Annotated in this window: 25 protein-coding genes; 7 read left to right on the forward strand and 18 right to left on the reverse strand. The window is 62.3% G+C overall.

All coding sequences use genetic code 11. The annotated features are described in order from the left end of the window. Positions 1-92 precede the first annotated feature (92 nt). The 11 genes from GBEM_RS12135 to GBEM_RS12180 form a co-directional block, all read right to left on the reverse strand. Positions 93-935, reverse strand: a complete 843-nt coding sequence (locus GBEM_RS12135) for a cytochrome c3 family protein (RefSeq protein WP_012530859.1) — start codon at positions 933-935, stop codon at positions 93-95. 136 nt (positions 936-1071) lie between these two features. Beyond that, positions 1072-1971, reverse strand: coding sequence for a cation diffusion facilitator family transporter (locus GBEM_RS12140; protein ID WP_012530860.1), 900 nt, complete (start codon positions 1969-1971; stop codon positions 1072-1074). Further along, positions 1965-2351: a hypothetical protein gene (locus GBEM_RS22195; protein WP_226373858.1), complete on the reverse strand. Its 387-nt coding sequence runs from the start codon at positions 2349-2351 to the stop codon at positions 1965-1967. The genes GBEM_RS12140 and GBEM_RS22195 overlap by 7 nt, the downstream gene beginning before the upstream one ends. Then, the gene (gene recJ / locus GBEM_RS12145; protein WP_226373859.1) at positions 2314-3675 is read right to left on the reverse strand and encodes a single-stranded-DNA-specific exonuclease RecJ; all 1362 of its coding nucleotides are present in this window, start codon (positions 3673-3675) and stop codon (positions 2314-2316) included. Before recJ ends, GBEM_RS22195 begins: the two co-directional genes overlap by 38 nt. Positions 3676-3926: 251 nt before the next feature. Beyond that, a complete protein-coding gene (locus GBEM_RS12150; protein ID WP_012530862.1) occupies positions 3927-4499 on the reverse strand; it encodes a tetratricopeptide repeat protein in 573 nt (190 codons plus the stop codon). Positions 4500-4508: 9 nt separating this feature from the next. Beyond that, the gene (gene secF, locus GBEM_RS12155) at positions 4509-5414 is read right to left on the reverse strand and encodes a protein translocase subunit SecF (protein WP_012530863.1); all 906 of its coding nucleotides are present in this window, start codon (positions 5412-5414) and stop codon (positions 4509-4511) included. Between the two features lie 11 nt (positions 5415-5425). Further along, positions 5426-7024, reverse strand: coding sequence for a protein translocase subunit SecD (gene secD, locus GBEM_RS12160; protein WP_012530864.1), 1599 nt, complete (start codon positions 7022-7024; stop codon positions 5426-5428). Positions 7025-7060: 36 nt separating this feature from the next. After that, positions 7061-7381 carry a preprotein translocase subunit YajC gene (gene yajC / locus GBEM_RS12165; RefSeq protein ID WP_012530865.1) on the reverse strand — a complete coding sequence of 107 codons (321 nt, stop codon included), beginning with the start codon at positions 7379-7381 and terminating at the stop codon, positions 7061-7063. Positions 7382-7527: 146 nt separating this feature from the next. Then, positions 7528-8646, reverse strand: a complete 1119-nt coding sequence (gene tgt / locus GBEM_RS12170; RefSeq protein WP_012530866.1) for a tRNA guanosine(34) transglycosylase Tgt — start codon at positions 8644-8646, stop codon at positions 7528-7530. A gap of 97 nt (positions 8647-8743) precedes the next feature. After that, positions 8744-9769 (reverse strand): tRNA preQ1(34) S-adenosylmethionine ribosyltransferase-isomerase QueA, encoded by a 1026-nt coding sequence (gene queA / locus GBEM_RS12175; protein ID WP_012530867.1) that lies wholly within the window; start codon positions 9767-9769, stop codon positions 8744-8746. A 1-nt stretch (position 9770) separates the two neighbouring features. After that, on the reverse strand, positions 9771-10880 hold the full coding sequence (locus GBEM_RS12180; protein ID WP_012530868.1) for a SpoIID/LytB domain-containing protein: 1110 nt from the start codon (positions 10878-10880) through the stop codon (positions 9771-9773). A 335-nt stretch (positions 10881-11215) separates the two neighbouring features. Here GBEM_RS12180 and GBEM_RS12185 point away from each other — a divergent pair, with 335 nt between their 5' ends. The 4 genes from GBEM_RS12185 to GBEM_RS12200 all read left to right on the forward strand — a co-directional run bounded on the left by GBEM_RS12185 (position 11216) and on the right by GBEM_RS12200 (position 15700). After that, a complete protein-coding gene (locus GBEM_RS12185) occupies positions 11216-13327 on the forward strand; it encodes an HD domain-containing phosphohydrolase (protein ID WP_012530869.1) in 2112 nt (703 codons plus the stop codon). Between the two features lie 80 nt (positions 13328-13407). Further along, positions 13408-14370: an ABC transporter ATP-binding protein gene (locus tag GBEM_RS12190; protein WP_012530870.1), complete on the forward strand. Its 963-nt coding sequence runs from the start codon at positions 13408-13410 to the stop codon at positions 14368-14370. Then, positions 14367-15347, forward strand: a complete 981-nt coding sequence (locus GBEM_RS12195; protein ID WP_012530871.1) for an ABC transporter ATP-binding protein — start codon at positions 14367-14369, stop codon at positions 15345-15347. The genes GBEM_RS12190 and GBEM_RS12195 overlap by 4 nt, the downstream gene beginning before the upstream one ends. Positions 15348-15415: 68 nt before the next feature. Next, positions 15416-15700, forward strand: coding sequence for an ArsR/SmtB family transcription factor (locus GBEM_RS12200; protein WP_012530872.1), 285 nt, complete (start codon positions 15416-15418; stop codon positions 15698-15700). A 66-nt stretch (positions 15701-15766) separates the two neighbouring features. Here the strand turns inward: GBEM_RS12200 and GBEM_RS12205 are convergent, their stop codons facing one another. The 4 genes from GBEM_RS12205 to GBEM_RS12220 all read right to left on the reverse strand — a co-directional run bounded on the left by GBEM_RS12205 (position 15767) and on the right by GBEM_RS12220 (position 20168). Next, positions 15767-17107 (reverse strand): TldD/PmbA family protein, encoded by a 1341-nt coding sequence (locus GBEM_RS12205; protein WP_012530873.1) that lies wholly within the window; start codon positions 17105-17107, stop codon positions 15767-15769. Between the two features lie 82 nt (positions 17108-17189). Next, the gene (locus GBEM_RS12210; protein ID WP_012530874.1) at positions 17190-17639 is read right to left on the reverse strand and encodes an N-acetyltransferase; all 450 of its coding nucleotides are present in this window, start codon (positions 17637-17639) and stop codon (positions 17190-17192) included. Beyond that, on the reverse strand, positions 17636-19297 hold the full coding sequence (gene recN / locus GBEM_RS12215; RefSeq protein WP_012530875.1) for a DNA repair protein RecN: 1662 nt from the start codon (positions 19295-19297) through the stop codon (positions 17636-17638). Before recN ends, GBEM_RS12210 begins: the two co-directional genes overlap by 4 nt. A gap of 4 nt (positions 19298-19301) precedes the next feature. After that, the gene (locus GBEM_RS12220; RefSeq protein ID WP_012530876.1) at positions 19302-20168 is read right to left on the reverse strand and encodes an NAD(+)/NADH kinase; all 867 of its coding nucleotides are present in this window, start codon (positions 20166-20168) and stop codon (positions 19302-19304) included. A gap of 137 nt (positions 20169-20305) precedes the next feature. On the opposite strand from GBEM_RS12220, the gene GBEM_RS12225 reads away from it, so the two are divergent. The 3 genes from GBEM_RS12225 (at position 20306) to pfkA (ending at position 25210) form a co-directional block, all read left to right on the forward strand. After that, complete coding sequence (locus GBEM_RS12225) at positions 20306-22804, forward strand: glycogen/starch/alpha-glucan phosphorylase (RefSeq protein ID WP_012530877.1); 2499 nt, start codon at positions 20306-20308, stop codon at positions 22802-22804. Beyond that, positions 22804-24108: a replication-associated recombination protein A gene (locus tag GBEM_RS12230; RefSeq protein WP_012530878.1), complete on the forward strand. Its 1305-nt coding sequence runs from the start codon at positions 22804-22806 to the stop codon at positions 24106-24108. The genes GBEM_RS12225 and GBEM_RS12230 overlap by 1 nt, the downstream gene beginning before the upstream one ends. Before the next feature lie 142 nt (positions 24109-24250). Next, positions 24251-25210: a 6-phosphofructokinase gene (gene pfkA, locus GBEM_RS12235; protein WP_012530879.1), complete on the forward strand. Its 960-nt coding sequence runs from the start codon at positions 24251-24253 to the stop codon at positions 25208-25210. 85 nt (positions 25211-25295) lie between these two features. Here the strand turns inward: pfkA and GBEM_RS12240 are convergent, their stop codons facing one another. The 3 genes from GBEM_RS12240 to GBEM_RS12250 are packed head-to-tail and all read right to left on the reverse strand — an operon-like array spanning position 25296 to position 26826. Continuing rightward, positions 25296-25676 carry a VOC family protein gene (locus GBEM_RS12240; RefSeq protein WP_012530880.1) on the reverse strand — a complete coding sequence of 127 codons (381 nt, stop codon included), beginning with the start codon at positions 25674-25676 and terminating at the stop codon, positions 25296-25298. A 58-nt stretch (positions 25677-25734) separates the two neighbouring features. Next, entirely contained in the window at positions 25735-26187 is a 453-nt protein-coding gene (locus GBEM_RS12245; protein WP_012530881.1) for a tetratricopeptide repeat protein, read from the reverse strand. Between the two features lie 18 nt (positions 26188-26205). Then, positions 26206-26826 (reverse strand): HAD family hydrolase, encoded by a 621-nt coding sequence (locus GBEM_RS12250; protein ID WP_148212911.1) that lies wholly within the window; start codon positions 26824-26826, stop codon positions 26206-26208. Positions 26827-26828: the final 2 nt, after the last annotated feature.

Genomic DNA, 26828 nt, shown 5'->3' on the forward strand with positions numbered 1-26828 from the left:
GTACAGGGGTACTTGAGGAGGGAGAAGATAAAAGAGGCCCCGGGAACATGCCCCGGGGCCTCTTTTTGCTGCTTTGGCTGTGGCCAGCCCCCTTACTTCATGCTGGGGAGGTCATGCACGTCGAGGTGGCAGCCGAGGCATTTCGGGAAGCGATCCAGGATCGACTTCGGATGCGGCGCCTTGTGGCACTCGGTGCACTGCGGCACGTAGCCGTGCTTGTCCCTGTGGCAAGTCGCGCAGTTGACCTTGGCATGCTTGCTCGGGGTCTTCTTCCACTTTTCGAAGATCTTGCCGTGGCAGGAGCCGCAGGTCTGTGCCGGCTCGCTGGTCGGGTAATGGATGCTCTTCGGCTGGTGAACCGGGTGGCACTTGCCGCAGGTCTCGATGGGCTGATCCTTGTAGTGCGGCTTGTGGCAGTTGAAGCAGCTGGGGATGTAGCCGTGCGAGGTGTGGCACCTGTCGCAGGAAACCTTGCTGTGCTTGCTGGGGAACTTGACCAGCTCTTCCTTCTGCGCCGGGTGGCAGGTGGCGCAGGTGTTGGTGAGCCTCGGGGTCATGGCTACCTTGCCGGGGCTGTGCGGGTTGTGGCAGGCGGAGCAGTCCTTGTTGGCAGGCCCGTGAATTTCGGTGTGGCACGAAGCGCACTTGGGCATGATCTCGTCGTAGTTCCCCTTCTTCGGGTTGTACGCGTGGAAGGTCTTGTGGCACTGCTGGCAGTCGAAGCGGTGCCTCCCACCTGCGTTTTTCAATGCGCCGAAGACCGAGGTGTGGCACTGGGCGCACTGGTCGGGGGTCAGCGGAGCCGGCGCGGTGGCATAAAGCTCAGCCTTTACCGGGATATCTACGGTCGCAACCTTGGCTGCGAAGGCGGTGGAAGCGGCGAATATCACTCCCAGGAGCAACAGCGCCAGCGCGCTACATACTTTTTTCTTCATCTCCCCTCCAAAAGATAACAATGTATTCACAATCCGACTGATCGTAATACTACCTAAGCGGACTCTGTGTCAAGAAAGTTGTTTGGGTAAATCTTAATTGATTGAGAAACCGGTGGGGATGACTGATAGAAAGGCTCTAGAGGCGGTTAAGATCCTCGTGCGGCTCGTCGGAAGGGTTTATGTGTATCATCACGTCGCCTACGTTGTTGAACTGGTCGAAAATCTCCTCCTTCACCTGGGTGGCTATGGCATGCGAGCGCTTCACCGTCATCTCGGGGTCCATGTCCAGCTTCAGATCGACGATGAGGAACTGCCCCGAGTGCCTGGCCCTTATTTCGTGCACCTGGTCGACCCCCTCCACCCTCTCGGCCAAAAGCGTTATGGCGCGCAAAAGTTCCTGCTCGGGTTGGCCGTCCATCAGTTCGTGGGCCGAGGAGCGGAAGGTCTGGTAGCCGATGCTGAAGATGAAGAAGGAGGTGATTCCGGCGGCGATGGGATCCATGACGGAGGCGCCGAAGTAGGCGAAACTGACGCCGATCAGGGTGGCGACCGAGGTGACGGCGTCTTTTCTGTGGTCCTTGGCGATGGCCAAGAGCGCCGGGCTCCCCAGGGAGCGACCCACCCGCACCGAGTAGCGGTAGAGGAGTTCCTTGATAACGATGGTCACCGCGGCAGCCAGGACTGCGATCAAAGCGGGCTTGGGATAGGTCCCGTGCACCATGGTGGAGATGGAGCCGTAGAGGATCCAGGCGCCGGTAGCGCCGATGATGACGGAGACGAAGATGGCCGAGAGGCTTTCCGCCTTGCCGTGGCCGTAGGGGTGGTCTTCGTCGTAGGGCTTGCGCCCGAGCTTGAGCGCGACCAGGGTCATCCCGATCGCTATGAAGTCACAGGCGCTTTCGACGCCGTCGGCGAAGACCGCCTCGGAGTCGCCGTAATGGCCGGCGGCCAGCTTCATGACCATGAGCACGGCGTTGAGCCAGAAGCCGATCCTGATGGCGCGGTCGGCCTTGTTGAAGCGCTCCCCTCTCAGCACTCATGCACCTCGCGCAGATCCTTTACGGTCAATTGCAGGCTCTTTTTGCCGTTCCAGACGTTGATCCCGGGGGAGCAGACCAGGTCGACGCGCTGCGCCCCCCCCTTGTCGGCAAGACCGAAAGCGATCGCATCGAAGGCGCGCCCGCCGTGCACCACCTTGAGCTTCAAATGCCCCCCCTTCAGAACCCGGCAATCCTCCACGCGCACCCCTTTCATCAGGAAGAGCGGCTCGGGGTTCCCCATGCCGAACGGCTTCATCCGCTCCAGCTCGGAAACGAGCGCCTCGTCCACCGCACCCGGGAGGAGTTCCAGGTCGTAGGCCAAGGTGGGGGTAAGGGCCTCATCGTCGAGCGCCTGGGCCGCCTCCTCGAAGCTCAAGCTGAAAGAGTCCAGTGCCTCCTCGGCTATGGAAAGCCCCGCAGCGTGGCTGTGCCCCCCCGAAGCGGAGCAGGTGCTGGCCGCAGCTGCGGATGGCTTCCAACAGGTGGAACCGCGAGATGCTGCGCCCCGATCCCCTTCCGGTCCCACCCTCGAAAGCGAAGAGGATCACCGGGCGGTGGAAGAGTTCGACGATGCGGGAAGCGACGATGCCGATCACCCCCGGGTGCCAGAGGTCGGAGCCAAGGACGATGCTCTTTCTCCCCCGGCAGGCCCCCTGCTCCAGCATGGCGCGCGCCTCTTCGAGTGTGGCTCGCTCCAGCGCCTGGCGCTCGCCGTTGCTGTCGTCGAGGAGAGCCGCGATCTCGCGGGCACGGTCGCGGTCGCCGGTTAAAAGGAGCTCCAGCCCGAGCGCCGCGTCCTCCAGGCGCCCGGCCGCGTTTATGCGCGGCGCGAGCCGGAAACCGACGGCGCCGCAGCCGACCTCCCCGGTAACGCCGGCCACTTCCTTGAGCGCCGCGATACCGACCCGGGACCCGGCCGACAGCTGCTTCAGGCCGTAGCTCACCAGGATGCGGTTCGCGCCCAATAGCGGCACCACGTCCGCCACGGTGCCAAGCGCCACCAGGTCGAGATACTCCTTGAGGTCGGGTTCTCCGGCAGTGAAACAGTTGTCGGCGCGCAGTCTCGCGCGGAGCGCGATCAGAAGGTGAAAGGCAACCCCGACGCCGGCAAGCGACTTGAACGGGAAACGGCAGCCGGGCTGCAGCGGGTTGATCACGGCGAGGGCCTCGGGGAGCCGCTCGCCAGGTGCGTGGTGGTCGGTAACGATGAGATCGATGCCGCTTTGGCGGCAAAGGAGCCCCTCGTCGATCGAGGTGATGCCGCAGTCCACGGTGACCAGCACCGTCGCCCCACCCTTGGCCGCAGCGGCGACACCCTGCGGGGAGAGGCCGTACCCCTCGGTCAAGCGCTTCGGGATGTAGGGAAAGCAGTCGATGCCGACGGCCCGGAAAAAGCTGATCAAAAGGGCGGAGGCGGTTACCCCGTCCACGTCGTAGTCCCCGTGCACGCAAACACGCTCGCTGCGTGTGCGCGCCAGCGCGAGCCGCTCAACCGCCTCTGCCATCCCCTTCATCAGCAAGGGGTTTTCCAGACCGGAAAGTACCGGCGACAGGTAGGCCTTCGCCCCTGTCTCCCCGTCGATGCCGCGGTTGGCCAGAAGCCGCGCCAAAAGAGCCGGGAAACCGCAACGGGTGAGCGCGTCCACGACGCCGGGATCAGCCTCGCGCGGCCTCCAGATTTTGTGGGTGATTGGTTGCATCGGAACTCCGTGGTGCCGCGGACCCGCGAGTGAGCAGGCCTTAAGCCAGGGGGAATAATAGCATAAGGACCTGGGGGGCGCGAACTTAATGTGTAAATATTCGCCGAGGGGGACAGGCTCCGCAGGTGCCTGTCCCCCTTCAGCCGAAGGTGCCTGTCCTCTTATGCGTCGCCTGTGCCTCCAGGCGCGAGGTGACTGAGACGAGCAAAAAAAAACCCGCCGGAGCGGGTTTTCTTCTTGGTCCTTATCGCCTACTTCTTGAAGCTCCCAGGCATCTGGGTCAGGTTCGCCATGTCGTTCTTGATCTGCTGGGCGGTGGGGCTCGTGGAGTCGAACTGCAGATACTTGGTCCAGACCGCCTTGGCCTTGTCGTACTGCTTCAGGTCCATGTAGTAGACCACGCCCAGGTTGTATAGGCTTTGCAGATGCTTGGGGTCGATGGCTTGAGCCTTCTCGAAGTTGGCGATCGCCTTGTCGTACCAGCCGATCTTGCGGTACATGATCCCCTGGTCGGTCATGACGTTCACGTTGTTGGGATCGAGCTCCAGCACCTTCCCGTAGGCGTTGACCGCCTTTTGGGGCTGGTCGGTGTCGAAGTAGTCGTTGCCGAGCTGGGACCATGCCTGCAGGTTTTTCGGGTCCTGAGCCACGATCTTCTCGGCCTCGACGATGCGCCGCTGGTAATCGGTCGGGGAACCTGTTCCCTGCGGCACAGCCGCGTTGGAAGGAAGGTTCTTGTTGCCGGCCACGTTGAAGATGATGTAGCCGCCGAGCATGCCGACGATCAGAGCCACTGCTACGGTGAGTAAATTTTCCTTGCTCACGATGCCTCCTTAGGCCGCCTTCGCTTCCGGCGTTTCCGAAGATTTCTCCCAGAGCGCGACGATCGGGCTGGCGACGAAAATGGATGAATAGGTTGCCACCAGCACGCCGATTACGAGCGCAAAGGCGAAGTCGTTAATTACCTCGCCGCCGAAGAGGTAGAGGGAAACAGCAGACAGGAAAGTGGTGACCGAGGTGATGATGGTACGCGAAAGCGTCTCGTTGATGCTCCGGTTGAAGATGACGAACATCGGATCCTTGAGGCTTTTGTGCATGTTCTCGCGGATACGGTCGAAGACGACGACGGTGTCGGTCAGCGAGTAGCCGGCAATGGTGAGGACCGCTGTGATCAGGAGGATGTTGACCTCCTTGTGCAGCACGTAGAAGACCGCGATCATGGCGAGAACGTCGTGCATGGTGGCGACGACGGCGCCCACACCGAACTTGAAGTCGAAGCGCCAGGCGATGTAGAGGATGATCCCGAGCATCGAGAGCGCCACGGCGATCAGGGTGTCCTTTTTCAGTTTCTCACCGATGGAGGGGCCGATCTCGGTGGAGCTTTCCACGGTGAAGGCATTGCCGGCCAGATTCTGTTTGAGCGCGTCCTCGACGTTTTGCGCCGACTTCTCGGATTTGTGCATCTTGACCAGGATCTGGTTGCCGCCGGTAATCTCCTGGAGCTCGACTTCGTGGATGCCACCCTTGCTAAGCGCGTCGCGCACGCCCTGCGTGGTCACCGGCTGGTTGAATTTCACCTGCATGGCGATGCCGCCGGAGAAGTCGATCCCCATGTTGGCCGTGCCGCGCCCGATGGCGATGACGCCGAGGATGCCGACGATGGCGACGATGCCGGAGATGATGAAGGAGATCTTCCTCAACCCCATGAAATCTATGTTGGTATTTCTCAGAAGTTCCATTGGTCTCCCCCTTATATGCTGAGTCTCTTCACGTGGGCACGCTCCAGGTAGGCGTCAAAGATGACCTTGGTGGAGACGAGCGACGTGAAAAGGTTGATGATGATACCGAGGCTCAGGGAGACCGCGAACCCCTTGACCGGGCCGGTGCCGAACTGGAAGAGCACTGCCGCGGTGATCAGGGCGGTCACGTGCGAGTCCATGATGGTGAGAAACGCCTTGTCGTAGCCGGAGTCGAGCGCCGCGTGCGGCGTCTTGCCGAGCCGCAGCTCCTCCCTGATCCTCTCGAAGATGAGGACGTTGGAGTCGACCGACATGCCTACCAGAAGGACGATAGCGGCGATGCCCGGGAGGGTGAGCGTAGCGCCCAGCGCGGAGAGAGCACCCATCAGGAAGAGGATGTTGAGCACCATCCCGAAGTTGGCGACCATGCCGCAAATCTTGTAGTAGATCGCCATGAAGCCGACCACCAGCAAAACGCCGATGAGACCGGCCATGAGCCCCTTGTGGATCGAGTCCTTACCCAGGGAAGGTCCTACCGTTACGTTCTGCAGGATCTTGACCGGCGCGGGGAGCGAACCTGCGCGCAAAACGATGGCGAGGTCGGCCGCTTCCTTCTCGGTGAAGGAACCGGAGATCTGGGCGCTGCCGCCGGAGATCCTCTCGCGGATCACGGGGGCGGAGTAGACGTTGTTGTCGAGCACGATGGCGAAACGCTTGCCGACGTTGGCCGCGGTCACCTGGTCGAAGAGCCGGGCGCCGGTCGAGTTGAAGTCGATGGCGACGTAGGGCTGGTTGTACTGGGAGTCGATGCGGATCTGGGCATCGGTCAGGAGGTCGCCGGTGATGATCGCCTTCCTCTTGACCACAATCGGGGTCTCGGAGACCGCGCCGGTCGTCGCGTCCGTCTTCTTCTCGTAGAGGAGCTCGTCGTCCGCCGGAAGGCCGGAAGCGGTGGCGGTGGCGGCGTTGATGGTCTCGTCCACCAGCTTGAACTCCAGGCGGGCGGTCTTGCCGATCAGGTCGATGGCGCGCTTGGGATCCTTGATGCCCGGGAGCTGCACCACGATGTTGGTCAGCCCCTCGCGCTGGATCACCGGCTCGGAGACGCCGAACTGGTCGATCCTGTTCCTGATGGTCTCAAGGGCCTGGGCCACGGCGCGGTCTTTGCGCACCTGTGCCTCTTTCTCGTTGATGCGGACCTGCATCCCGATGAAGCCCCCTTCATCGGTAGCGGGGAGGGTCTGCATGTCGGGGTACTTCTTCTTGATCAGCGCCTGTGCTGTGTCGGCGCTGCTGCGATCGTACAGGGTGAGCTGCACCTTGTCGTTGCCGACGCGGGCGATGCTCTTGTAGCGGAGGTTCTGCTGGGTAAGCGAGTCTTCCAGGTCGGTCGCGATCAGGTCAAGCGACCCTTCGACGGCCTTCTCGGTTTCGACCCCCATTACCAGATGGGTACCCCCCTGCAGGTCGAGACCCAGGTGGATCTTGTCCTTGGGGAGCAGCCCGCTCCACCAGGAGGGGAGCGTGTCGACAAGCGTCGGCGTCAGGTAGACGAACGAGGCGATGATAAAGACGAGAATTAAAGAGATGCGCCAGGTATAACCCTTCATGGGAAAAGCTCCTTTCGGAAAAATTGGATCAGTGCACTAGTCCTGCTTGATAGATGCAATGTAACCCTTGTTGATCCTGACGTTGACGCCGGGGGCAATCTCCAGGGTCACCACCTGGTCGTCGAGGGCCGTCACCTTGCCGTGCATGCCGCCGGCGGTCACTACCTGGTCCCCTTTTTTCAGGGCGTCCAAAAGCGCTCTGTGTTCCTTGGCCTTCTTCTGCTGGGGTCTGATCAGCAGAAAGTAGAAAATGGCGAACATGAATACCAGCGGGATCAACCCCTGGAATTGCGCCATCATCCCTCCTGCCTGCGCGCCCGCGTCCTGAGCCGCATTTGCAACCGCCACACCAAACATGTGTTACCTCCTGGATTTGAATTACATCCTTCTTTTCATAGCAAATGGCGATAAAGCTCTGGCCCCCTCCCGCCTTCGCGAGCCGTAGCGCTTCGGCGCGCAGGCCCGTCAAGGGAGGGGGAGGGCCTTTCTCGTTTCTTGTTGAACTACAATTGCTGACTCCTCGCCGCGTAGAAATCCTTCCTGAAGCTTGAGAACTCGCCGCGCCCGATGGCGGCGCGCATCTGCGCCATCAGATCGAGGAAGTAGTGCAGGTTGTGCCAGCTGTTCAGCCGGGAGGCCAGTATCTCCTGGCTGCGGTACAGATGGCGCAGATACGCCCTGCTGTAGTTCCTGCAGACGTAGCAGCTGCAGGCGGGGTCTATCGGGGACTGGTCCTCCGCGAAGACGGCCGCCTTGATGTTGATCCTGCCGAAACTGGTGAAGAGCGCGCCGTTTCTCGCGTTTCTGGTCGGCATGACGCAGTCGAACATGTCGAAGCCGGCGTTCACCGCCTCCACCAGGTCCTCGGGTGCGCCGATCCCCATGATGTAGCGCGGGGAGTTCTCGGGGAGGATGTCGGAGCATTCATGCATCATACGGTGCATGACCTCCTTCTCCTCGCCGACGGAGAGCCCCCCCAGGGCATAGCCGTCGAAACCGATGTCGGTGATCTGCTTGGCGCTCTCCCGCCTAAGCTCGGGGTGCATCCCCCCCTGGACGATGCCGAAAAGGGCCTGGTCCGGCCTTTGGTGCGCGTTTTTGCAGCGCTGCGCCCAGCGGGTGGTGAGTTCCAAAGACTTCTGCACGTAGGAATACTCGGCCGGATACGGGGGGCATTCGTCGAAGCACATGGCTATGTCGGCGCCCAGCGCCTCCTGGATGGCGATGGAGACCTCGGGCGAGATGAAGTGCCGGGAGCCGTCGATGTGGGAGCGGAAGTTGACCCCCTCCTCGGAGATCTTCCTCAATTCCCCCAGGGAAAAGACCTGGAAGCCGCCGGAGTCGGTGAGCATAGGACGGTCCCAGTGCATGAAGCGGTGCAGGCCGCCCAGGCGCGCGATCAGTTCATGGCCGGGGCGCAGGTACAGATGGTAGGTGTTGGCGAGGATGATCTGGGAGCCTACCTCGACCAGTTCCTCGGGCGTCATCGCCTTTACCGTCGCCTGCGTGCCGACCGGCATGAAGATCGGGGTCTGGATGCTGCCGTGCGTTGTTGTCAGAGAGCCTAGGCGGGCCAGAGAGCCCGGGTCCTTCTTTATGAGTTCGAAGCTGATAGCTGCCAAAAATATCCCGTTTGCTGCTTGTATTCGTTTTACTCCCCCCTCCCCCGGCGCGAGGGGGCAAGGGTTGGAGTGCTTCCCTCTGTGGGGAAGAGTTCCGTTAACCGATGAACATGGCGTCGCCGTAGCTGAAGAACCTGAAGCGCCGGGAAACCGCCTCGCGGTAGGCTTCCAGCATCGCCTCCTTCCCGGCGAATGCGCACACTAGCATAAAGAGAGTCGATTTGGGGAGATGAAAATTTGTTATCAACGCGTCGACAACCCTAAACCGGTAACCGGGAAGGATAAAAATATCCGCTTCGCGCTCGCCGGCTGCTACTTCCCCTGAGGCCGCCGCATGCTCCAGCGCCCTGAGCGAGGTGGTTCCCAGGGCCACCACCCTACCCCCCCGCTCCTTGGTGCGGCGGATCGCGGCGGCGGTTTCCTGCGGGATCCGGTAAAGCTCCCGGTGCATGGTGTGCTCGGAGAGGTCCTCCACCCGGATCGGCATGAAGGTCCCAAGCCCCACATGCAGGGTGACGGAGACGATCTCGACGCCGCGCCCCCTGATCTCGTCCAGGATCGCCGGGGTGAAGTGCAGCCCGGCTGTCGGGGCGGCTACGGCACCCTTCTCGCGCGCGAACACTGTCTGGTAACGCTCCAGGTCCTCACCTTCGGGGGCCCGCTTGATGTAGGGTGGAAGCGGCATGCTGCCGGTTTGCTCCAGCCATGCCATGAAGTCGTCGCTCCCCTCGAAGAGGACCCGCCAGTCGCCGCCGTCGCGCTCTAGCACCGTGGCGGTCACCCCGCCGGGAAACACCACTCGGCAACCGTTTTTGGGACTCTTGGAGGCCTTGATCAGGCAACTCCAGCACTCCGGTTCCCCTGCGACCCGGCGCACCAGGAAGATCTCTACAGCCCCCCCCGATTCCTTATGACCGTGCAGCCTCGCCGGGATGACCCGGGTGTCGTTCAAGACCAGGAGATCGCCCGGGAGGAACTGCGCGGCGATAGAGGCCACGGTTGCCTCGCCGATGGCGCCGCTTAAGCGGTCAAGGGTCAAAAGCCTGGAGGCGTCCCTGCGGCTCGCCGGGTGCTGCGCTATCAGCTCCGGTGGAAGTTCGTAATCGAAATCGGAAAGAAACATGCTATCGACCGTACCCGCCCGCAAGCTTCACGCCCGGATAGTAGTAACTGAGTATCTCGCGGTAATCGAACCCCTCGATGGCGCGCCCCTTGGCGCCCCACTGGCAGAGCCCCACGCCGTGGCCCGAACCCGAACCGACGACCAAAAGCTCGTCACCCGATTGGCGCAGCTCGAAGTTGGTGCTCTTCACGGCGCCGTAGCCGAGCGCCTTCCTGAAGGCGACGCCTGGGACTGCTACCTTGCTGCGGGAGGAGTCGACCAAGACGTCCTGCACGCGCCCGCTATCGTTTCTGCCGCGCACCCGGCACTCCCTTATCCCCGCCACCTGGTACCCCGCCGCACGGAGCGCAGACTCAACCTTCTTCAGGGGGAGCTTCAGTTCCCACTTGATGGGGTTGGACTCGCCGCAGTAAAGGCAGGCGACTCCCTGCAAATACGGGATCGACATCCCCCAGACGTTTTTGGAATTCTCGGTGTGCCCGGCGCAGTTGGAATGGTAGAAGGCCTGGATGGTCTTGCCTTCGTAGGTGAGCACCTGGCCGGCGGTCTCCTCGACGCCTCTGGCAGCACGGCTGTCCTCGACATCCGCCCCCTCGTAGACCTGGTCCATGACGCTCGACTCCAGCTGGTAGGGAGCCCCGCGCCTGGCCTGCATCTGGTAAACGGCGTAGGAACGGGCGATCACCGCCTGCGCCTTCACGGCCTCCATGGGCCAGGCCGAGGAGATCTCGCAGTTGATGAGGCCAACCAGGTACTCCTCCAGCGGCAGGTCGTTCACCACCAAAAGCCCCTTCTGCGCGGGGCTCACTTCCACTACAGCGCGGTAACCCTTGCCGTTGACGCTGAGCCTGCCGGGAGCCACGGCGATCAGGCGGTCGACGCTCTTGCCGTTGACCGACACGCCGCTAAAAGATCTTTTCACCTCAAGGGGCATTTCCAGGTCGAGAGGTTCGCCGCGGCCGTCCGTCAGAAGGACGCCGGAGCCGTCGATCCTGACGCTATCGACACCCTTGGAGAGGGCGACCCTGACCGTCTCCGGACGCATCGCCGCCACGCTGCCGCCGGCCGCGAGGCAAATTACCAGTATGATCAACGCCCTAAAGAGACTCATATTTTCCGTATACAACAGCTGTTTACCCCACCGTGAAAAGCCCTAGATATAAACCATGGAATCACCGGCAAAGTCAATAATTTTATCGTTCTAACGAAACGGCCTGGAGCGCGGATTGGCAAGTGAATTGCTTGCTTTCTCATTAGAGCGCCGCGGCGACCCGCCCCGGCAGCTCCACCGTCGTGCCAGGGGCGGCTAAAGCTGCGAACTGGCCACTCTTTTCGCCCTCCCAGCGGGACCCGGAGAGGGAAATAACTGTTGCCAGAAACGCAAAAACAGGCTATATCGCTGATGAGACTGGTCATTTAGCGTTCAACCAAGAAGTCCGGATATATATGTTCAACTCCCTAAAGATGAAGATCCTAACCTTGGTGGCCCTGATACTGGTGCTCATCATCTCGTCTGTCGCCTACCTCAATTTCCAGCAGCAAAAGGAAATGCTGCACGAGATCGCCAACCGGAACACCTCGGTACTGATCGAAACCATCAAAAGCAGCGTGGCGAACGCGATGCTCTCCGGCCGCTCCGACGAAGTGGGGAGCATCTTCGAGCGGATCAAGTCCAGGGAGTTCGTCAAATCCATCAGGATCGTCGACGCAGAGGGAAAGATCCTCATCTCGGCTGACCGCGCCGAGGTCGGGAGCAAGATCCCCGAGCTGGGCGAGAAGCAATCGCAGTCGCGCAACATGACCCTTTTCCCTTCCCAAGGGGTCTTCGTCTCCTACGCCCGTATCTTCAACGCCCCCCAGTGCTTCAGATGCCACCCGGCCGGCAAGGAAAGCCTGGGGCTTCTGGAAATCAAGCTCTCCCTCGACTACATGAACGGCTTCATCTCCCGCGAAAGGGACCTGGCCGTCTTCTCCAGTCTGCTCCTGGTCCTTTTGACCGTGGCCACCATCTTCATCTTCCTGGTCATCTACGTCGAGAAGCCGATCCGCAGGCTGATCCGCTGCATGCAGCAGGTGGAGGGTGGCGATTTCCGCCAGGAGATCAACCTCACCTCAAGCCTTGAGATGCAGACTCTCGCCAAGAGCTTCAACCACATGGTAAGGACCCTCGCCTCCTTGATGGAATCCACCGTGGCGCATGAGCGGGAGCTGGCACGGGCGCAGGAGAAGCTCGCCTTCCACCGCGAGACCCACCAGTTGAACGGCAGGCTCGAGGAGCAGATCCGCGAGATCGAGAACCTGAACGTGAACCTGGAGGAGCGGATCGAGGAGATCGAGGAGGCGAACTACAAGATCGCGGACCTTGCGGGGGAGTTGGAGGACAAGAACACCAACCTGGAGAAGGCGGTGGCGAAACTCTCCACCCTGTACCGGCTCGGGCTCGCCATCAACTCGACCATCGAGGTCGAGGACCTGTACCAGCTGGTGGTGAAGACCACTATGGACACCCTGCAGGCCCAGGTGGGATACATCATCCTTTACGACGCGCTCCACGGCGACCTGAAGGTGATCAACCTGGTCGGGCACAGAAACCCCAACGTCCAGGCGATGCGCGTGCCGATGAAGCCCTCCAGCGTCTCCAGCTGGGTGATCCAGAACTGCAAGCCTTTGCTCATCACCGACATCGCGCAGATGCCGGAGTTCGATCCGGTCAGCCCCTTGGGCTTCGAGCGCAAGACCCTGATCTGCGCGCCGCTCATGGTGAAGGACGAGATGATCGGCACCCTCGCCGTGGTCAACAAGCTGGACAACACGGTCTACAACCACGAGGAACTGGAGCTTTTGTCAACCATCGCAGCGCAAGCCTCCATCGCCATCAAAAACGCGATGCTCTACGACGAGCAGCAAAAGACCTACTTGAACACCATCCAAGCGCTGGTTTCCGCCATCGAGGCAAGCGACAGCTACACCCGCGGCCACTCCGAGCGGGTCACCCGCTTCTCGCTCGCCCTGGCGCGCAAGCTCGAACTGCCGCAGAACCGGCTCAAGGTGATCGAGCGTGCGGCCATCCTGCACGACATCGGCAAGATCGGGATCGACCTCTCCCTTTTGCACAAGGAGGCGCTCTTGACCAGCGAGGATGTGGCCGAGCTGCAGCAGCACCCCACCATCGGGATGAAGATCCTGGAACCTATCGAGTTTCTCTACGACGTGAGGCTCTGCATCGGCCAGCACCACGAGCGCTACGACGGCACCGGCTACCCGAACCGACTGCGCGCCGAGGAGCTTCTTTTGGAGTCGCGCATTCTCGCCATCGCCGACGCCTTCGACGCCATGACCTCCGACCGCCCCTACCGCAAGGCGCTGAAGCTGGAGGTCGCCATCGCGGAACTGGCTGAAAACAGCGGGTCCCAGTTCGACCCCGCCCTGGTCCCTATCTTCATCAAGCTCCTGAAGACACCCAACTTCCTGCCGCAGCGCGAGGAAACCCCGGGGTTGAACGTGGTTCCTTTCCCTGGCAAGCCTGCCGGCGGACCCCTGACCTCCGTTGGCCCTTGACGGCAAGTTGTAGAAAGTTTACTTTTGCCGATACCGGTTCCCGCGACGCCTGACGGGAAAGCCCGGCTACGGGAGTGCCTTTGTCGCCTTTACTTGAAATAGAAGGGCTCTGCACCGAGTTTGCGCAGAAGTCCGGGGTCCTCAGGGCCGTGCGGGGGGTCGACCTCTCCATGGAGCCGGGGGAGACCCTCGCCCTGGTCGGGGAATCCGGCTGCGGCAAGAGCATCACGGCGGCCTCGGTGCTGCGCCTGGTCCCCCCTCCGGGTAGGATCACGGCAGGCTCGATCCGCTTCAAGGGGATCGAGCTTCTGCATCTTTCCGAGGACCGGATGCGGGAGATCAGGGGAAACCGGATCGCCATGGTGTTCCAGGATCCCATGACCTCGCTGAACCCGGTCTTCACCATCGGCTACCAGGTGGCTGAGGGGCTCCGGGTACACCGCGGGCTGGACAAGAAGCAGGCCGAGCGCGAGGCGGCGGCGATCCTCTCCGAGGTAGGCATACCCGCCCCGATGGAGCGGATGAAGGACTACCCGCACCAGCTAAGCGGCGGCATGCGGCAACGGGTCATGATCGCCATGGCGCTCGCCTTGAGGCCGGAACTGGTGATCGCCGACGAACCGACCACCGCGCTCGACGTCACCATCCAGGCCCAGATCCTCGAGCTTTTGGACCGGCTCATGGCGGAGCACCGGATGGGGATGATCCTCATCACGCACAACCTCGGTATCGTCGCCGAACGCGCCGACCGGACCGCCATCATGTACGCCGGCGAGATCGTCGAGAGCGCCCCCACCGCGGATCTCTTCGCCAACCCGCTGCACCCCTACACCCGTGGGCTCTTGGCCTCCCTCCCCGAGTCCGGGAAGCCCGGCGAAAAGCTCGCCACCTTCGCCGGAAACGTCCCGGACTTAAAGGGCGAGTTCACCGGCTGCCCCTTCAGGGAGCGCTGCCCCATCGGCGAGGAGCGCTGCACGAAACACATGATCGAGATGAAGGAGGCAGGCCCGGGCCACTTGGTCCGCTGCCTGAAAGCGCCATGACCGCGCCCCTGTTGCAGGCCGAAAAACTGGTCAAGCGCTTTCCGGTGCGCGGCGGCTTCCTGGCTGAGAAAAGGGAGTTGACCGCCGTAGCCGGCGTCGACCTCGAGATCTTCCCGGGCGAGACGCTCGGGGTTGCCGGGGAATCGGGTTGCGGCAAGTCCACCGTGGCTAGGCTTCTGACCGGGCTCATCCCCCCTAGCGAGGGGTCGATCCGCTACGGCGGCCGCGAACTCTTTGCCATGAACAGGGAGGAGCTCGCCCAGTACCGCCGCGAAGTGCAGATGATCTTCCAGGACCCCTTCTCCTCGCTGAACCCCAGGATGCGCGTGGCACAGATCATCGGGGAGCCGCTCGACATCCACGGCATCGGCACCCCTTCCGAACGGCGCGAGCGGGTGGCCCGCCTGATGGAACGGGTGGGGCTTCCCCCGGAGGCGCTCTCGCGCTTCCCGCACCAGTTCTCCGGCGGCCAGCGCCAGCGCATCGGGATAGCGCGAGCTCTCGCTGTTTCGCCCCGGCTCATCATCGCCGACGAGCCCGTTTCTGCGCTCGACCTCTCGATCCAGGCTCAGATCATCAACCTGCTCCAGGAAGTGAAAAAGGACCTGGGGCTGTCGTTTCTCTTCATCACCCACGATCTCTCGGTGTTGAGGCACTTAAGCGACCGGATAGTCATCATGTACCTGGGACGGATCGTGGAGTCCGGGAGCCGGGACGACGTACTGTCGAAGCAGCTGCACCCCTACACGGAGGCGCTGTTAAGCGCCATACCGAGCATCGACCCGCAGAAAAAGAGCAGGCACGTCGTAGCGCGCGGGGAACTCCCCTCCCCGCTCTCCCCCCCCTCAGGGTGCCCCTTCCATACCCGCTGCCCCTATGCGGAGGCGATCTGCAGCGAGGAGCGCCCCGAGCTTTTGGAGAAGGAGCCCGGCCACCGGGCCGCCTGCCACTTCAGCAAAAGGATCTACCGCTCCTAGAAGCTTTCCTTGACAAGCCCCATCAGTATATATAGATTAGCCCAAGAAGAATCTACCGGAGGATACACGTGGCATTCGACAAGACGAAGGATTATGGCAAGGAAGCGGAAATGCTGAAGGTGCTCGGGCACCCGATCCGCCTCAAAATAGTGGCTGGACTCTGCACGCAGGAGTGCAACGTCAAACACATCTGGGAGTGCCTGGGGCTGCCGCAGGCGACGGTCTCCCAACACCTGGCGCTTTTGAAGAACAAGGGGATCATAGAGGGTACCCGCGACGGCGTCGAGGTCCGTTACGCCGTGGTGAGCCCGTTCGTGCGCAGGTTGATCGAGATACTGCACCAAGAGCCCTAAGCTTCCCGGCGGTTGAAGAAATGAAAAAAGGCCGCACCCTTTACAGGTGCGGCCTTTTCATGCGTCTTAGCTGCCGCTGATCTCCAGCTCCGCGATCCTAAGCGACGGCGCCCCCGCACCGCCGAAGAAGCGGAGGTCGCTTCCCACCTGGTCCACTCCCTTGAACAGCTGCATCAGGTTCCCCGCCAGTGCCATACCCTTCACCGGATAGAGAATCTCCCCGCGCTCCAGATAGAAACCCGAGGCCCCCACGGAAAAGTCCCCCGAGATGGTGTTGGCCGTGTGCATCCCCATCACCTCGGTGATCAGCACCCCGCGCTCGACACCGGCCAGAAGCGTTTCCAGGCTCGCCTGGCCAGGATCTATCATCAGGTTGTTGGCGCCGCCGCGGGGCGCCCCTTTAATGCCTCCGCGCTGGGCGTTGCCGGTAGAGGATTTCCCAGCCTTTTTCCCCCAGTAGCTGTCGTACAAAAACCCCTGCAGCACCCCGGCGGTCACAAGCGGCGTATCCCGCTGCGGCACACCCTCGCCGTCACAGGGGGCGGTTCCCGTCCCGTCGAGCAGAAGGCCGTCGTCGTGCAGCGTGACCAGTTCGGAGAATACCTGCTCACCTTCTTTGCCCATGAAGAGCGATTTCCCCTTGTGGACCGCCTCCCCGAGGAAGGAGGGGGCCAAGAGCTCGACGATGCCTGCGGCGACGTGGTTGTCGAGGACGACCGGACAGCGCATGCCGGGGATGCTGCGCGCCCCCAGTAAGGCCGTCGCCTTGCTGCCCGCCCCTTTGGCCACCGCCTCGATGTCGATGCCGGAGAAAGAGGGGGAGAAGGCGAAATCCCAGCCGCTTTGCGCGTCGCCCCCCTCCTCTGCCACGGCCGAGGCGGAGCAGGTCACGTAGCTGCCGCGGTACCCCTTCTCAAGACCCAGCGAATTCCTGATGAAGCTGGAGTAGACCGATTCGCCGTAGCTGCACTTTCTCACCCTTTTTACCCGCGGGTCCGTGGCCAGCACCAGCCGCTCCAATTCCAACACGCGCGCCACCTTGAGCTCCTCGTCCACGGCGGGAAGTTCCGGATCGTAAAGCCAGGGTAGTTCAGGGTAGCTGATCGCCGGCGCGGCAAGGGTGTAGCCGGGATCCTGCGTCTGCATGCGGGCCGCCACCAGGGCGCCGTCGACCATCATGGCGAGCGCTGCAGGATCCATGCTGGTGGAATAGGAGAAACCGAGTCCGTCGCCGACCTTCAACCGGACCGCCACCCCGAAAGGCTCAGCGGCGCGGAAGGCGTCCACCTGCCCCTGTTTGGCCTCGATGGAAAGGTCCCGCGACTGCGACACGAATATCTCGTACCCATCCAGGTTGCGCCCCTTGAGGAGCAGTTCGACTGCGTCTGCGTGCTTGGCTAGTTCCATGTTTAACCTCTGAAGGCGGGGCAAAGGCAGGGGCTAGGGGCTGGGGGTTGGGGGCCTTTTAGCCCCTAGCCCCGCTTCTGCTTTAAAGATCCAGCACCATGGCTATTTCGTCGCAGTCGGGGAACTTCACGCACTTGATGCAGTCTCCCCACACCTTGTGCGGCAGCTCGGATTTGTCGGCGATCTTGAAGCCGAACTTGGCGAAGAAATCGGGCTTGTAGGTGAGGCAGAAGAGCCTTTTGAGGCCGAGCGTACGCGCCTCGTCGATGCAGGCGCCGACCACCTGGCTGCCGATGCCGCGCCTTCCTGCGCTCTCGGCGACGGCGACGGAACGGACCTCGGCCAAGTCTTCCCAGACTATGTGCAGGGCGGAGGTTCCCAAAAGCATCCCCTCCTCCTCGAAGACGTAAAAATCGCGCAACGCCTCGTACAACTCGGAGAGGGAGCGCGAGAGCATTTCGCCGCGGCTGGCGAAGCTGGTGAGGAGCTTCTGGATTTCTTTTACGTCGCTTATCTTTGCCTTTCTGATCATCTAACTGCCTCCTGAATCATCTCCCTGGCGTGCTCCAGGGTCTTCTCGGTGACCCGCGCGCCCGCCAGCATGCGCGCTATTTCCGCCACCCGCGCCTCGGGGTCGAGGTACTCGACGCTGGTGGCGGTCCGCCCAGCGCTCACCCCCTTCTCCACCTTAAGGTGCATATCGGCGAAGGCTGCTACTTGCGGCAGGTGGGTTATGGCCAGCACCTGCTGTGACTTGGCCACCCGCTTCAGCTTCTCGCCTATGAGCGCCGAGGTGGCCCCCCCGATCCCGGTATCAACCTCGTCGAAGATAAGGGTCGGAACCTCGGAGTCGGGATGAAGCTGCTTCAAGGCGAGCATGAGCCGGGAAAGTTCCCCTCCCGAGGCGATCTTCGCCAGCGACTTCGGGGGCTCGCCGGGGTTGGGGGAGAAGAGGAACTCGCAGCGCTCGAAGCCGTAGTTCCTCGCCTCGCTGCTGCGCTCGAAGGAGGTCTCGAAGAGGGCATTCTTCATGGCGAGCTCGGAGAGTTCCCGCTCCATCCCCGTCTTCAGCCCGGCAGCCCCCTTCTCGCGCGCCTTGGAGAGCTTGCCCCCCAAAAGTTCGAGCTCTCGTTCAAGGACGGCGATCCTCTCCTGCAGCTCGCCTTTTGCCTGCTCACGGTTCCCAAGGGTCTCAAGCTCGGCATCCACGTCGCGCTGGTAGGCGAGGATCTCGTCGATGGAAGCCCCGTATTTTCGCTGCAAACGGTTGATGGCGTCAAGCCTGTCTTCCAACTGCTCCAGCCTCCCCGGCTCCGCCTCGACCGACGCGGCGTAGTCGCGCAGGGTGAGCGCCGCGTCTTCCAGCTGCGCGTAGGCCCCCTCCAGCGTCTCGGCAACCGGCGCCAGGGCGTGGTCCAGGGATCCCGCCTCGGCGACGGTCCCGATGATGCGGCGCAGCCCCCCCAGCAGGGCCGCGTCGTCGCCGTAAAGCGTCTCGAACGCCTGCTGGCTTACCGAGAGGAGCTTCCCGCTGTGCGAGAGCCTCAGCCGCTCCTCGGCAAGCTCTTCCTCCTCTCCGGGGTGGAGCTTCGCGTCGCCGATCTCGGCGCTTTGAAAGGTCAGGAGGTCCAGCCGCCGCTCGGCCTCGCGCTCCCCTTCTTCCAGCGCCGCCAGTTCGTTCTTCGCCGCCTGGTAGGCCTCGAAACGGGAGGCGAACTCCTCGCGCAGGGAAAGCGACCCGGCGAAGCCGTCCAGAAGGCGCAGGTGGTTCTCCGTCTTAAGGAGTGTCTGCGCGTCATGCTGGCCGTAGATGTTGATCAGGTTGCGGCAGAGGTCCGAGAGGACCGAGGTGGTGGCGAGGCCGCCGCCGATGAAGACGCGGTTCTTCCCCCCCTGCTGCACCACGCGCCGCACCAGGAGCTCGCCGTCGCAATCGATCCCGGCGTCGGAAAGCGTGGCCAGCAGAGCCTCGCGTCCGGCGAGGTCGAAGACGGCCTCGACCGAGGCCTCCCTGGCGCCGGAGCGTATCAGATCGGAGCTGGCGCGCCCGCCGAGGATCAGGTTAACCGCGTCGATGATGATCGATTTGCCCGCGCCGGTCTCGCCGGTGAGGATGTTTAGCCCCGGGGCGAACTCGACGTGCAGCTTCTCGATAATGGCCAGGTTCGTTATCTGCAGTTCTCTCAGCAACGCCTCACCTCTCGCCCCATTTGAGCTTGGTCCTCAGGACCTCGAAGTAGTCCTTGCTGCGGGACTGGATCAGGCGGGTCACATGCGCCGCCTTGGTGATCTGCACCACGTCGCCTGAGAGGAGCTTCATCCCCACCTGCCCGTCGAGGGTGAGAAAGACCGATTCGTCCGGTGCGTACTTAAGCTTGATGGCGATGTGCGCGTCCGCGGCCATAACCAGCGGGCGGTTGGTGAGGGTATGCGGGCAAATGGGGGTGAGCGAGATGCACTCGAGTTCCGGGTGCAGGATGGGGCCGTTCGCCGAGAGCGAATAGCCGGTGGAGCCGGTCGGTGTGGAGACGATCAGACCGTCGGCCTTGAAGGTGGTCAGGTAGCGGCCGTTAACCGAGGTCTCCATGTCGATGATCCTCGCCAAGGCCCCCTTGTTGATCACCACATCGTTCAGCACCCGGTGCAGTTCCACGACTTCCCCGGAGCGCTCCACGCTCGCCATCAGCATCATCCGCTCGCTCACCTCGAAGTCGCCTGCCAGGCAGCGCTCCACCGAGGGGTAGAGTTCGTTCAGGGTGATCTCGGTGAGAAAACCGAGGCTCCCGAGGTTCACCGCCAGGATGGGGACGTCCCGCTCGCCGACGAGCCTCGCCGCGGCGATGAGGGTGCCGTCGCCGCCCAAAACCACCACCAGATCGGCGTCGGCCGCGATTTCCGTACTCTCAGAACTCTCGGCCAGGGTGGTGCGCCTGAGCCTTTTCGAAAGATGCTCCTCGACGTGCGCGGTCACGCCGCGTGCCGCCAGCCACTCGATCAGCTCCTCCGCTACAGCCAGCGCACGCGGGTCGTGGACTTTGGCAAAAATGGCGATTTTTTTCATCAGGAGGCCTTTACTTGTAATGTAATTTAGGATTTACTAGCACAGATGTAGTATCATGTCCAACGGAAACTGGCACGGAAAGACACAGCTACAAACACCATTCCTACAGCAAACTACAGGCAAAAGCAGGGTGACTCATGACTGAAGATCAAATGGGCTTGAACGAAACCCTTGACCAGAAGATGCTCATTATCAAATCCTTTCTTGAGCATTTGGAATACACCTTGGGTAAGGACAAGTACTCCGCTACGAAGTACGACAGATTCAATGCTTTAGCCTATGCCGTGCGCGACAAACTGGTTGAGCGATGGCTTGACACCCAGCAGGCATATTACAACTCCGACAACAAGCGAGTCTACTATATCTCGATGGAATTCCTGATGGGGAGAACCCTGGGAAACAGTCTCATCAACCTGGGGATGTGGGACGATTTCCAGGAAGCGCTCGACTCGCTGGGCGAGAACTACTTTGAGGAGACCCTCGACGAGGAACAGGACGCGGGGCTCGGCAACGGCGGCCTGGGAAGGCTCGCCGCCTGTTTCCTCGACTCCATGGCCACCATGTCCATACCCGCCTACGGATACGGCATCCGCTACGAGTACGGCATTTTCCGCCAGCACATAGCGGACGGCGCCCAGATGGAGATCCCCGACAACTGGCTGCGCTACAGAAACCCCTGGGAATTGGACCGCCAGGAGCACCTGCACACAGTTAAATTCTACGGGCGCGTCATCACCACCTTCGATAAAAACGGCAGGCTCCTGCGCGAGTGGGTCGACACCGAAGACGTCATGGCCATGGCCTTCGACACCCCCATCCCCGGCTACCAGACCCACAGCGTCAATACGCTGAGGCTTTGGACCGCCAAATCCAGCCGCGAATTCGACCTGAAGTTCTTCAACGAGGGGAACTATATCCGCGCCGTGGAAAAGAAGATGCAGTCGGAGACCATCTCCAAGGTCCTCTACCCTGCAGACAACGTCATCGAGGGAAAGGAGCTCCGCTTCAAGCAGGAATACTTCCTCGCCTCGGCCACGGTGCACGACGTGATCTACCGCTTCAAGAAGAAGCACTCGGACATGAAGAAGCTCCCGGAAAAGGTGGCCATCCAGTTGAACGACACCCACCCCACCCTCGCCATCCCGGAACTGATGCGGGTCCTGATCGACCTGCACAACATGGAATGGGAGGACGCCTGGGACATCACCAGGAAAACCTTCGCCTATACCAACCACACCATACTCCCCGAGGCGCTGGAGCAGTGGCCGGTCTGGTTTTTCGAGCAGATACTCCCCCGGCACCTGCAGATCGTCTACGAGATCAACGAGTATTTCCTGAAGGAGATCCGAGAGCGCTTCCCCGGCGACGCGGAAAGGCTCTCCCGCATGTCCATCGTGGAAGAGCACTGGGAAAGGAAGATCCGCATGGCGCATCTCGCCATAGTCGGGAGCCACTCGGTGAACGGCGTCGCGGCGCTGCACACCGAGATCCTGAAAAACGAACTTTTCCGCGACTTCTACGAGATGTACCCGGAGCGGTTCAACAACAAGACCAACGGGATCACGCAAAGGCGTTGGCTCAAGATGAGCAACCCGCTGCTCTCATCGCTGATCGACGACTACATCGGCTCAGGGTGGACCAGAAACCTATACGAGCTGGAAAAGCTGCGCGCCATTGCCTCCGACCCGGAGTTCCTGGAGCGCTGGCAGCAGACGAAGCGGCGCAACAAGGAGAGCCTTTGCCGCTACATCCTGCAGCATAACCAGATCGAGGTGGATCCTGAGTCGCTCTTCGACGTGCAGGTGAAGCGGATCCACGAGTACAAGCGCCAGCTTTTGAACGTTTTGCACATCATCACCCTGTTCAACCGGATCAAGGACAACCCGAAGGCCGACGTGGTGCCGCGCACCTTCATCTTCGCCGGCAAGGCCGCACCGGCCTACGCCACCGCCAAGCTGATCATCCGGCTCATCAACGCGGTCGCCGCCGTGGTGAACCGCGACCCGGACGTGGCGGGAAGGATCAAGGTGGTCTTCCTTGCCAACTACGGCGTCACCCTGGCCGAGAAGATCTTCCCAGCTTCAGACCTCTCCGAGCAGATCTCCACCGCGGGCACCGAAGCGTCGGGGACCGGCAACATGAAGTTCGCACTGAACGGCGCGCTCACCATCGGGACCCTGGACGGCGCCAACATCGAGATCATGGAGGAGGTGGGGAGGGAGAACATCTTCATCTTCGGCATGACCGCAGCGGAAGTGGCGGAGCTGCGCGCCCGCGGCTACAACCCGCGCGAGTACTACAACAACAACCGCGAACTGCGCCGTGTCTTGGACATGATCGCCTCGGGGTACTTCTCCCCCTGGGCTCCCGAACTCTTCACCCCGCTCACCGAATCGCTTTTGAACCTGGGGGACCACTACATGCTGTTAGCCGACTACGCAGCCTACGTTGCCTGCCAGCAGGAGGTGGGAGAGCTGTTCCGCCGCAAGGACGAGTGGGCCCGGCAGGCCATCCTCAACTGCGCCGGCATGGGCAAGTTCTCCAGCGACCGGACCATAGACCAGTACGCCCGCGAGATCTGGGGGATCAAGCCGGTGGACATCCTTCCCGGTGCCGTAGAGCTGCAGAGGCATTGATGGAGGATCTCTTCAACGGCAACAGGGAAGAGTTCGCGCCTTTGGCCGAGCGGATGCGGCCGCGCAGCATGGCGGAGTACCTGGGGCAGGGGCATCTCGTCGGCGAAGGGAAGATGCTGCGCCGGCTGATCGAGAGCGACCGCCTCACCTCGCTCATCTTCTGGGGCCCGCCCGGCAGCGGCAAGACGACGCTGGCCCGCATCATAGCCAACGCCACCCGCTCCCACTTCATCTTCTTCTCCGCCATCATGAGCGGCATCAAAGAGATCCGCGAGGTGGTCAAGGAGGCCGAGGATACCCTGAAGTACCAGGGTAAGCGGACCATCCTCTTCGTGGACGAGATCCACCGCTTCAACAAAAGCCAGCAGGACGCCTTTCTCCCCCACGTCGAGCGCGGCACCTTCACCATCATCGGCGCCACCACGGAAAATCCCTCCTTCGAGGTAATCGCACCGTTACTCTCCCGCTGCAAGGTCCTGGTGCTGCAGCCGCTATCCGACGAAGACCTGCTGAAGATCCTGGAAAACGCACTCGCCGACCGAGAGCGGGGGCTGGGGGAGCTGGAGCTTAGCGCCACCGCCGAGGCGCTCGCCTTCATGGCGGAGCAGGCCGCAGGCGACGCCCGGGTGGCCTTGAACACGCTTGAGACAGCGTCGCGCCTGGCGCACCAAGGGGAGATTACCCTGGAGAGCGCGCGCGAGGCGGTGCAGAAGAAGCCTCTCCTTTACGACAAGGGGGGGGAGGAGCACTACAACGTCATCTCCGCCTTCATCAAGTCGATGCGCGGCTCCGACCCGGACGCGGCGCTCTATTGGCTCGCACGCATGCTGGAGGCGGGAGAGGACCCCATCTTCATACTGCGGCGCATGGTGATCTTCGCCTCGGAAGACGTGGGGAACGCCGATCCCCGCGGGCTGCAGCTGGCAGTCTCCGCGCTGCAGGCATTCCAACTGGTGGGTATGCCGGAGGGAAGGATCATCCTCGGGCAGGCGGTCACCTACCTCGCCACCGCACCCAAGTCCAACGCCAGCTACAACGGCATCAACGAGGCGCTCGCCGAGGTGAGAAAGAGCGGGGCGCAGCCGGTCCCGATGGAGATCAGGAACGCCCCGACCAAGCTCATGAAGGGCTTGGGCTACGGCAAGGGGTACCTCTACCCCCACGACCACCAAGGGGTGGTCCGGCAGAACTACCTCCCCGAGGCGCTCGCCGGGCGGCGCTTCTACACCCCCAAAGAGAGCGGCTACGAGAAGAGCATCAAGGAGCGGATGGAGTGGATCCGCGGCGAGCGGGAGAAGGGGTGACCCCTCTTCTGGCGGTCTTGAGTTACTCATTAAAGTCCCGCCCGCTGTTGTAATCGTTTTCCCCCATGATATATTCAACCAGGCTTTCCTGCGGATCATGAAGATGCTGGGGAGAGCCCATTAATTCCGGGCGGAGTCACGGATGAAAAAGATAGGGATACTCACCAGCGGCGGGGACTGTTCAGGCATGAACGCGGCCATCAGGGCCGCGACCAGGACCGCCCTGGGGCACGGGGTACAGGTGCTCGGCTTCCGCAAGGGGTACGCGGGGCTATTGAAGGGGGACTTCCTCGAAATGCAGACCAAAGACGTGGCGGGGATCCTGCACCGCGGGGGTACCTTCCTGCAATCGGCCAGAAGCGAGGAATTCCGCACCGTCCTGGGGAGGGAGAAGGCGGTGCGCCACCTGGAGGAGTTCGGGGTCGAGGGGCTGATCGTCATCGGGGGGGACGGCTCCTTGAACGGCGCGCTGGCGCTGCACCGCATGGGGGTGCCGGTAATCGGCATACCGGCCAGCATCGACAACGACATCCCCTTCACCGACATGGCGCTCGGCGTGGACACTGCACTCAACAACATCATCTATGCGGTCGACTGCATCAAGGACACGGCGAGCTCGCACGACCGGGCCTTCGTCATCGAGGTGATGGGGCGGAATTCCGGGTATCTCGCCAGCATGGCAGCCATCGCCACCGGCGCCGAGTACGCCATAGTCCCCGAGGTCGAGTGCGACGTAGCCGATCTTTGCAACCAGCTCAGGCACCGCTGGGAGGAAGGGCGCAGCAACGCCATCATCATCCTGGCCGAAGGGGCCGGGCGCGCCCAGAACATAGCCGACAACATCAAGGACGCCATCGGCTTCGAGACCCGGGTCACCGTGCTCGGCCACTACCAGAGGGGGGGCGCCCCTTCGGTCTTCGACCGGCTCTTGGGAAGCAGGTTCGGGCACGCTGCGGTGGAGAACCTCTTGGCCGGGCAGATGGGAAAGATGGTGGGGCTTTGCTGCAACGCGATCGTGCCGACCCTTTTGGAGACGGTGGTGGTAAGCGAGAAGAGGCAGCAAGACGAGCTGCACGAGATGTCGCTGATCCTCGGCATCTAGCTGCGGTTCGGGAGAGACACAAACGAAAGGGGAGCGCCGGCTGCAAGCGGCGCTCCCCTTTTTTGTTCAGATTCCCCTAGGCTAGCTAGGGGCGGCGGTAGGTGATGGCGGTGATCACCGCCCCCTGCGGATCCTGTATCACGCAAAAGCGCCCCACCCGGGTGATCTCCGTGGGAGGGACCAGCACCTTCCCCCCCAGCTCCTCCGCCTTGGCGGCGGTCGCGTCCACGTCGGTTACCGTCACGTAGGCCCCCCAGCCGGCAGGCTTGCGCTGACCGGGGCGCAACGGGGTCATCCCACCCACCTCGCGGCTCCCCACCTTGATCAGGGCGTAATCCTCCGCTCCGCTCCAAGGCTCGGTCTTCCAGCCGAAGAGCCGGCTGTAGAAGGCCCGCGACCCGGCTAGGTCCGGCGTGCTCAGCTCCAACCAGCTGAACGCCCCCTGCTCCTTGAATTGATCGGCCATTTGATCACCCCCTTAAAAAGGTCTGTCAAGCCGCATCAAAGTATATGGGAGGAGCCTCTCAGCGCAACCCGACCCGCCCCAAGAGGATGCCGATCCACTTGTTGAGCGGGTTGTCGCGCGACAAAAACCTAAGCGGCGGGGGCTTCCTGGTGCCGAGCACGTTCAAAAGCGCCACGATCTCGGGGCTTCCCCCTGACTCCATCCCCTTTCTCAAGGCCGCGATCGCCTCGGGCTTCTGCCCGGCGATCTGGAGCACTCTGGCGAGGTTCAGGTGGTGGGCCGGGTTTTGCGGCTCGATCTCCAGCGAGGCGAGGCAGAGGTCGCGCCCCTTCCTCACCTGCCCCCGTTCTTTGGCGATGCAGTACCCCAGGTACGAGTGCAGCGCTGGGTTGTCCTGCACCTTGAAGGCCCGCTCCAAAAGGGGAAGGGCTGCCTGGGGGTCCCCCGACGACAGCGCCTCCAGCGCACGCTGGCAAAGTCTCCCCTGATCATCCTGCGGCATAAGCTCCATCGGTCCCACCTCCGGCAACTACAGCAGTAACAGCAGTTCCTGGTGCTTCTCTATCCTGGCCAGCGCGCGCATCCCGCCGCGGTAGGCGATAAACGGGACGCCGGCAGCGTCGGCTGCCTGGCGGTCCACCTCGGAATCCCCGACAAAGAGCGCCTCTTCAGGGGCGATCCCGAACTGAGCCAGCACCTTCCAAAGCGGCTCCGGGTGTGGTTTCGGGTTTTGCACCTGCGCGGCGGTCATGACACAGCTGAAATAGGGAGCAAGCCCGAAGCTTTCCAGCAGCATGTCCATGGAGCTTGCCCTGTTGGTGCAGACGGCAAGCTCCACCCTCCCCTTCAGCGCCTCCAGTGTCTCGCGCAGCCCCTCCTCCATCACCATCAGGGGGAAAAGCTTCCTGTAGTCGATACTGGCCGAGAAAGCCCGCACCTCGCCCATCCGCTCTTCTCCGGCGAAGATGTGGGACAGCACGTCCTTGTTGCAGTAGGTGTGCAGAATCCGCATCAGCTCGGCGTCGCCGCGGTCCAGGGGGGCCTTGCCGAAGTGCTCTACCACCTGCCCGTAGAAGGCGTAGTTCGCCTCGAAGGAGTCGAACAGCACCCCGTCGCAGTCGTAAATGACCGCCTTGGTTTCTTTTCTCAAGA

Source organism: Citrifermentans bemidjiense Bem, assembly GCF_000020725.1.
GTDB lineage: Bacteria > Desulfobacterota > Desulfuromonadia > Geobacterales > Geobacteraceae > Geomonas > Geomonas bemidjiensis.

Bases quoted from the DNA above. Each gene is read 5' to 3' on its own strand.
- recJ (WP_226373859.1), bottom strand. From the start codon at position 3,675: ATGCAACCAATCACCCACAAAATCTGGAGGCCGCGCGAGGCTGATCCC.
- GBEM_RS12225 (WP_012530877.1), top strand. From the start codon at position 20,306: ATGACTGAAGATCAAATGGGCTTGAACGAAACCCTTGACCAGAAGATG.
- secD (WP_012530864.1), bottom strand. From the start codon at position 7,024: ATGAAGGGTTATACCTGGCGCATCTCTTTAATTCTCGTCTTTATCATC.
- yajC (WP_012530865.1), bottom strand. From the start codon at position 7,381: ATGTTTGGTGTGGCGGTTGCAAATGCGGCTCAGGACGCGGGCGCGCAG.
- GBEM_RS12230 (WP_012530878.1), top strand. From the start codon at position 22,804: ATGGAGGATCTCTTCAACGGCAACAGGGAAGAGTTCGCGCCTTTGGCC.
- GBEM_RS12240 (WP_012530880.1), bottom strand. From the start codon at position 25,676: ATGGCCGATCAATTCAAGGAGCAGGGGGCGTTCAGCTGGTTGGAGCTG.
- GBEM_RS12180 (WP_012530868.1), bottom strand. From the start codon at position 10,880: ATGAGTCTCTTTAGGGCGTTGATCATACTGGTAATTTGCCTCGCGGCC.
- GBEM_RS12135 (WP_012530859.1), bottom strand. From the start codon at position 935: ATGAAGAAAAAAGTATGTAGCGCGCTGGCGCTGTTGCTCCTGGGAGTG.
- GBEM_RS12195 (WP_012530871.1), top strand. From the start codon at position 14,367: ATGACCGCGCCCCTGTTGCAGGCCGAAAAACTGGTCAAGCGCTTTCCG.
- queA (WP_012530867.1), bottom strand. From the start codon at position 9,769: ATGTTTCTTTCCGATTTCGATTACGAACTTCCACCGGAGCTGATAGCG.
- pfkA (WP_012530879.1), top strand. From the start codon at position 24,251: ATGAAAAAGATAGGGATACTCACCAGCGGCGGGGACTGTTCAGGCATG.
- secF (WP_012530863.1), bottom strand. From the start codon at position 5,414: ATGGAACTTCTGAGAAATACCAACATAGATTTCATGGGGTTGAGGAAG.
- GBEM_RS12220 (WP_012530876.1), bottom strand. From the start codon at position 20,168: ATGAAAAAAATCGCCATTTTTGCCAAAGTCCACGACCCGCGTGCGCTG.
- GBEM_RS12205 (WP_012530873.1), bottom strand. From the start codon at position 17,107: ATGGAACTAGCCAAGCACGCAGACGCAGTCGAACTGCTCCTCAAGGGG.
- GBEM_RS12185 (WP_012530869.1), top strand. From the start codon at position 11,216: ATGTTCAACTCCCTAAAGATGAAGATCCTAACCTTGGTGGCCCTGATA.
- GBEM_RS12210 (WP_012530874.1), bottom strand. From the start codon at position 17,639: ATGATCAGAAAGGCAAAGATAAGCGACGTAAAAGAAATCCAGAAGCTC.
- GBEM_RS12245 (WP_012530881.1), bottom strand. From the start codon at position 26,187: ATGGAGCTTATGCCGCAGGATGATCAGGGGAGACTTTGCCAGCGTGCG.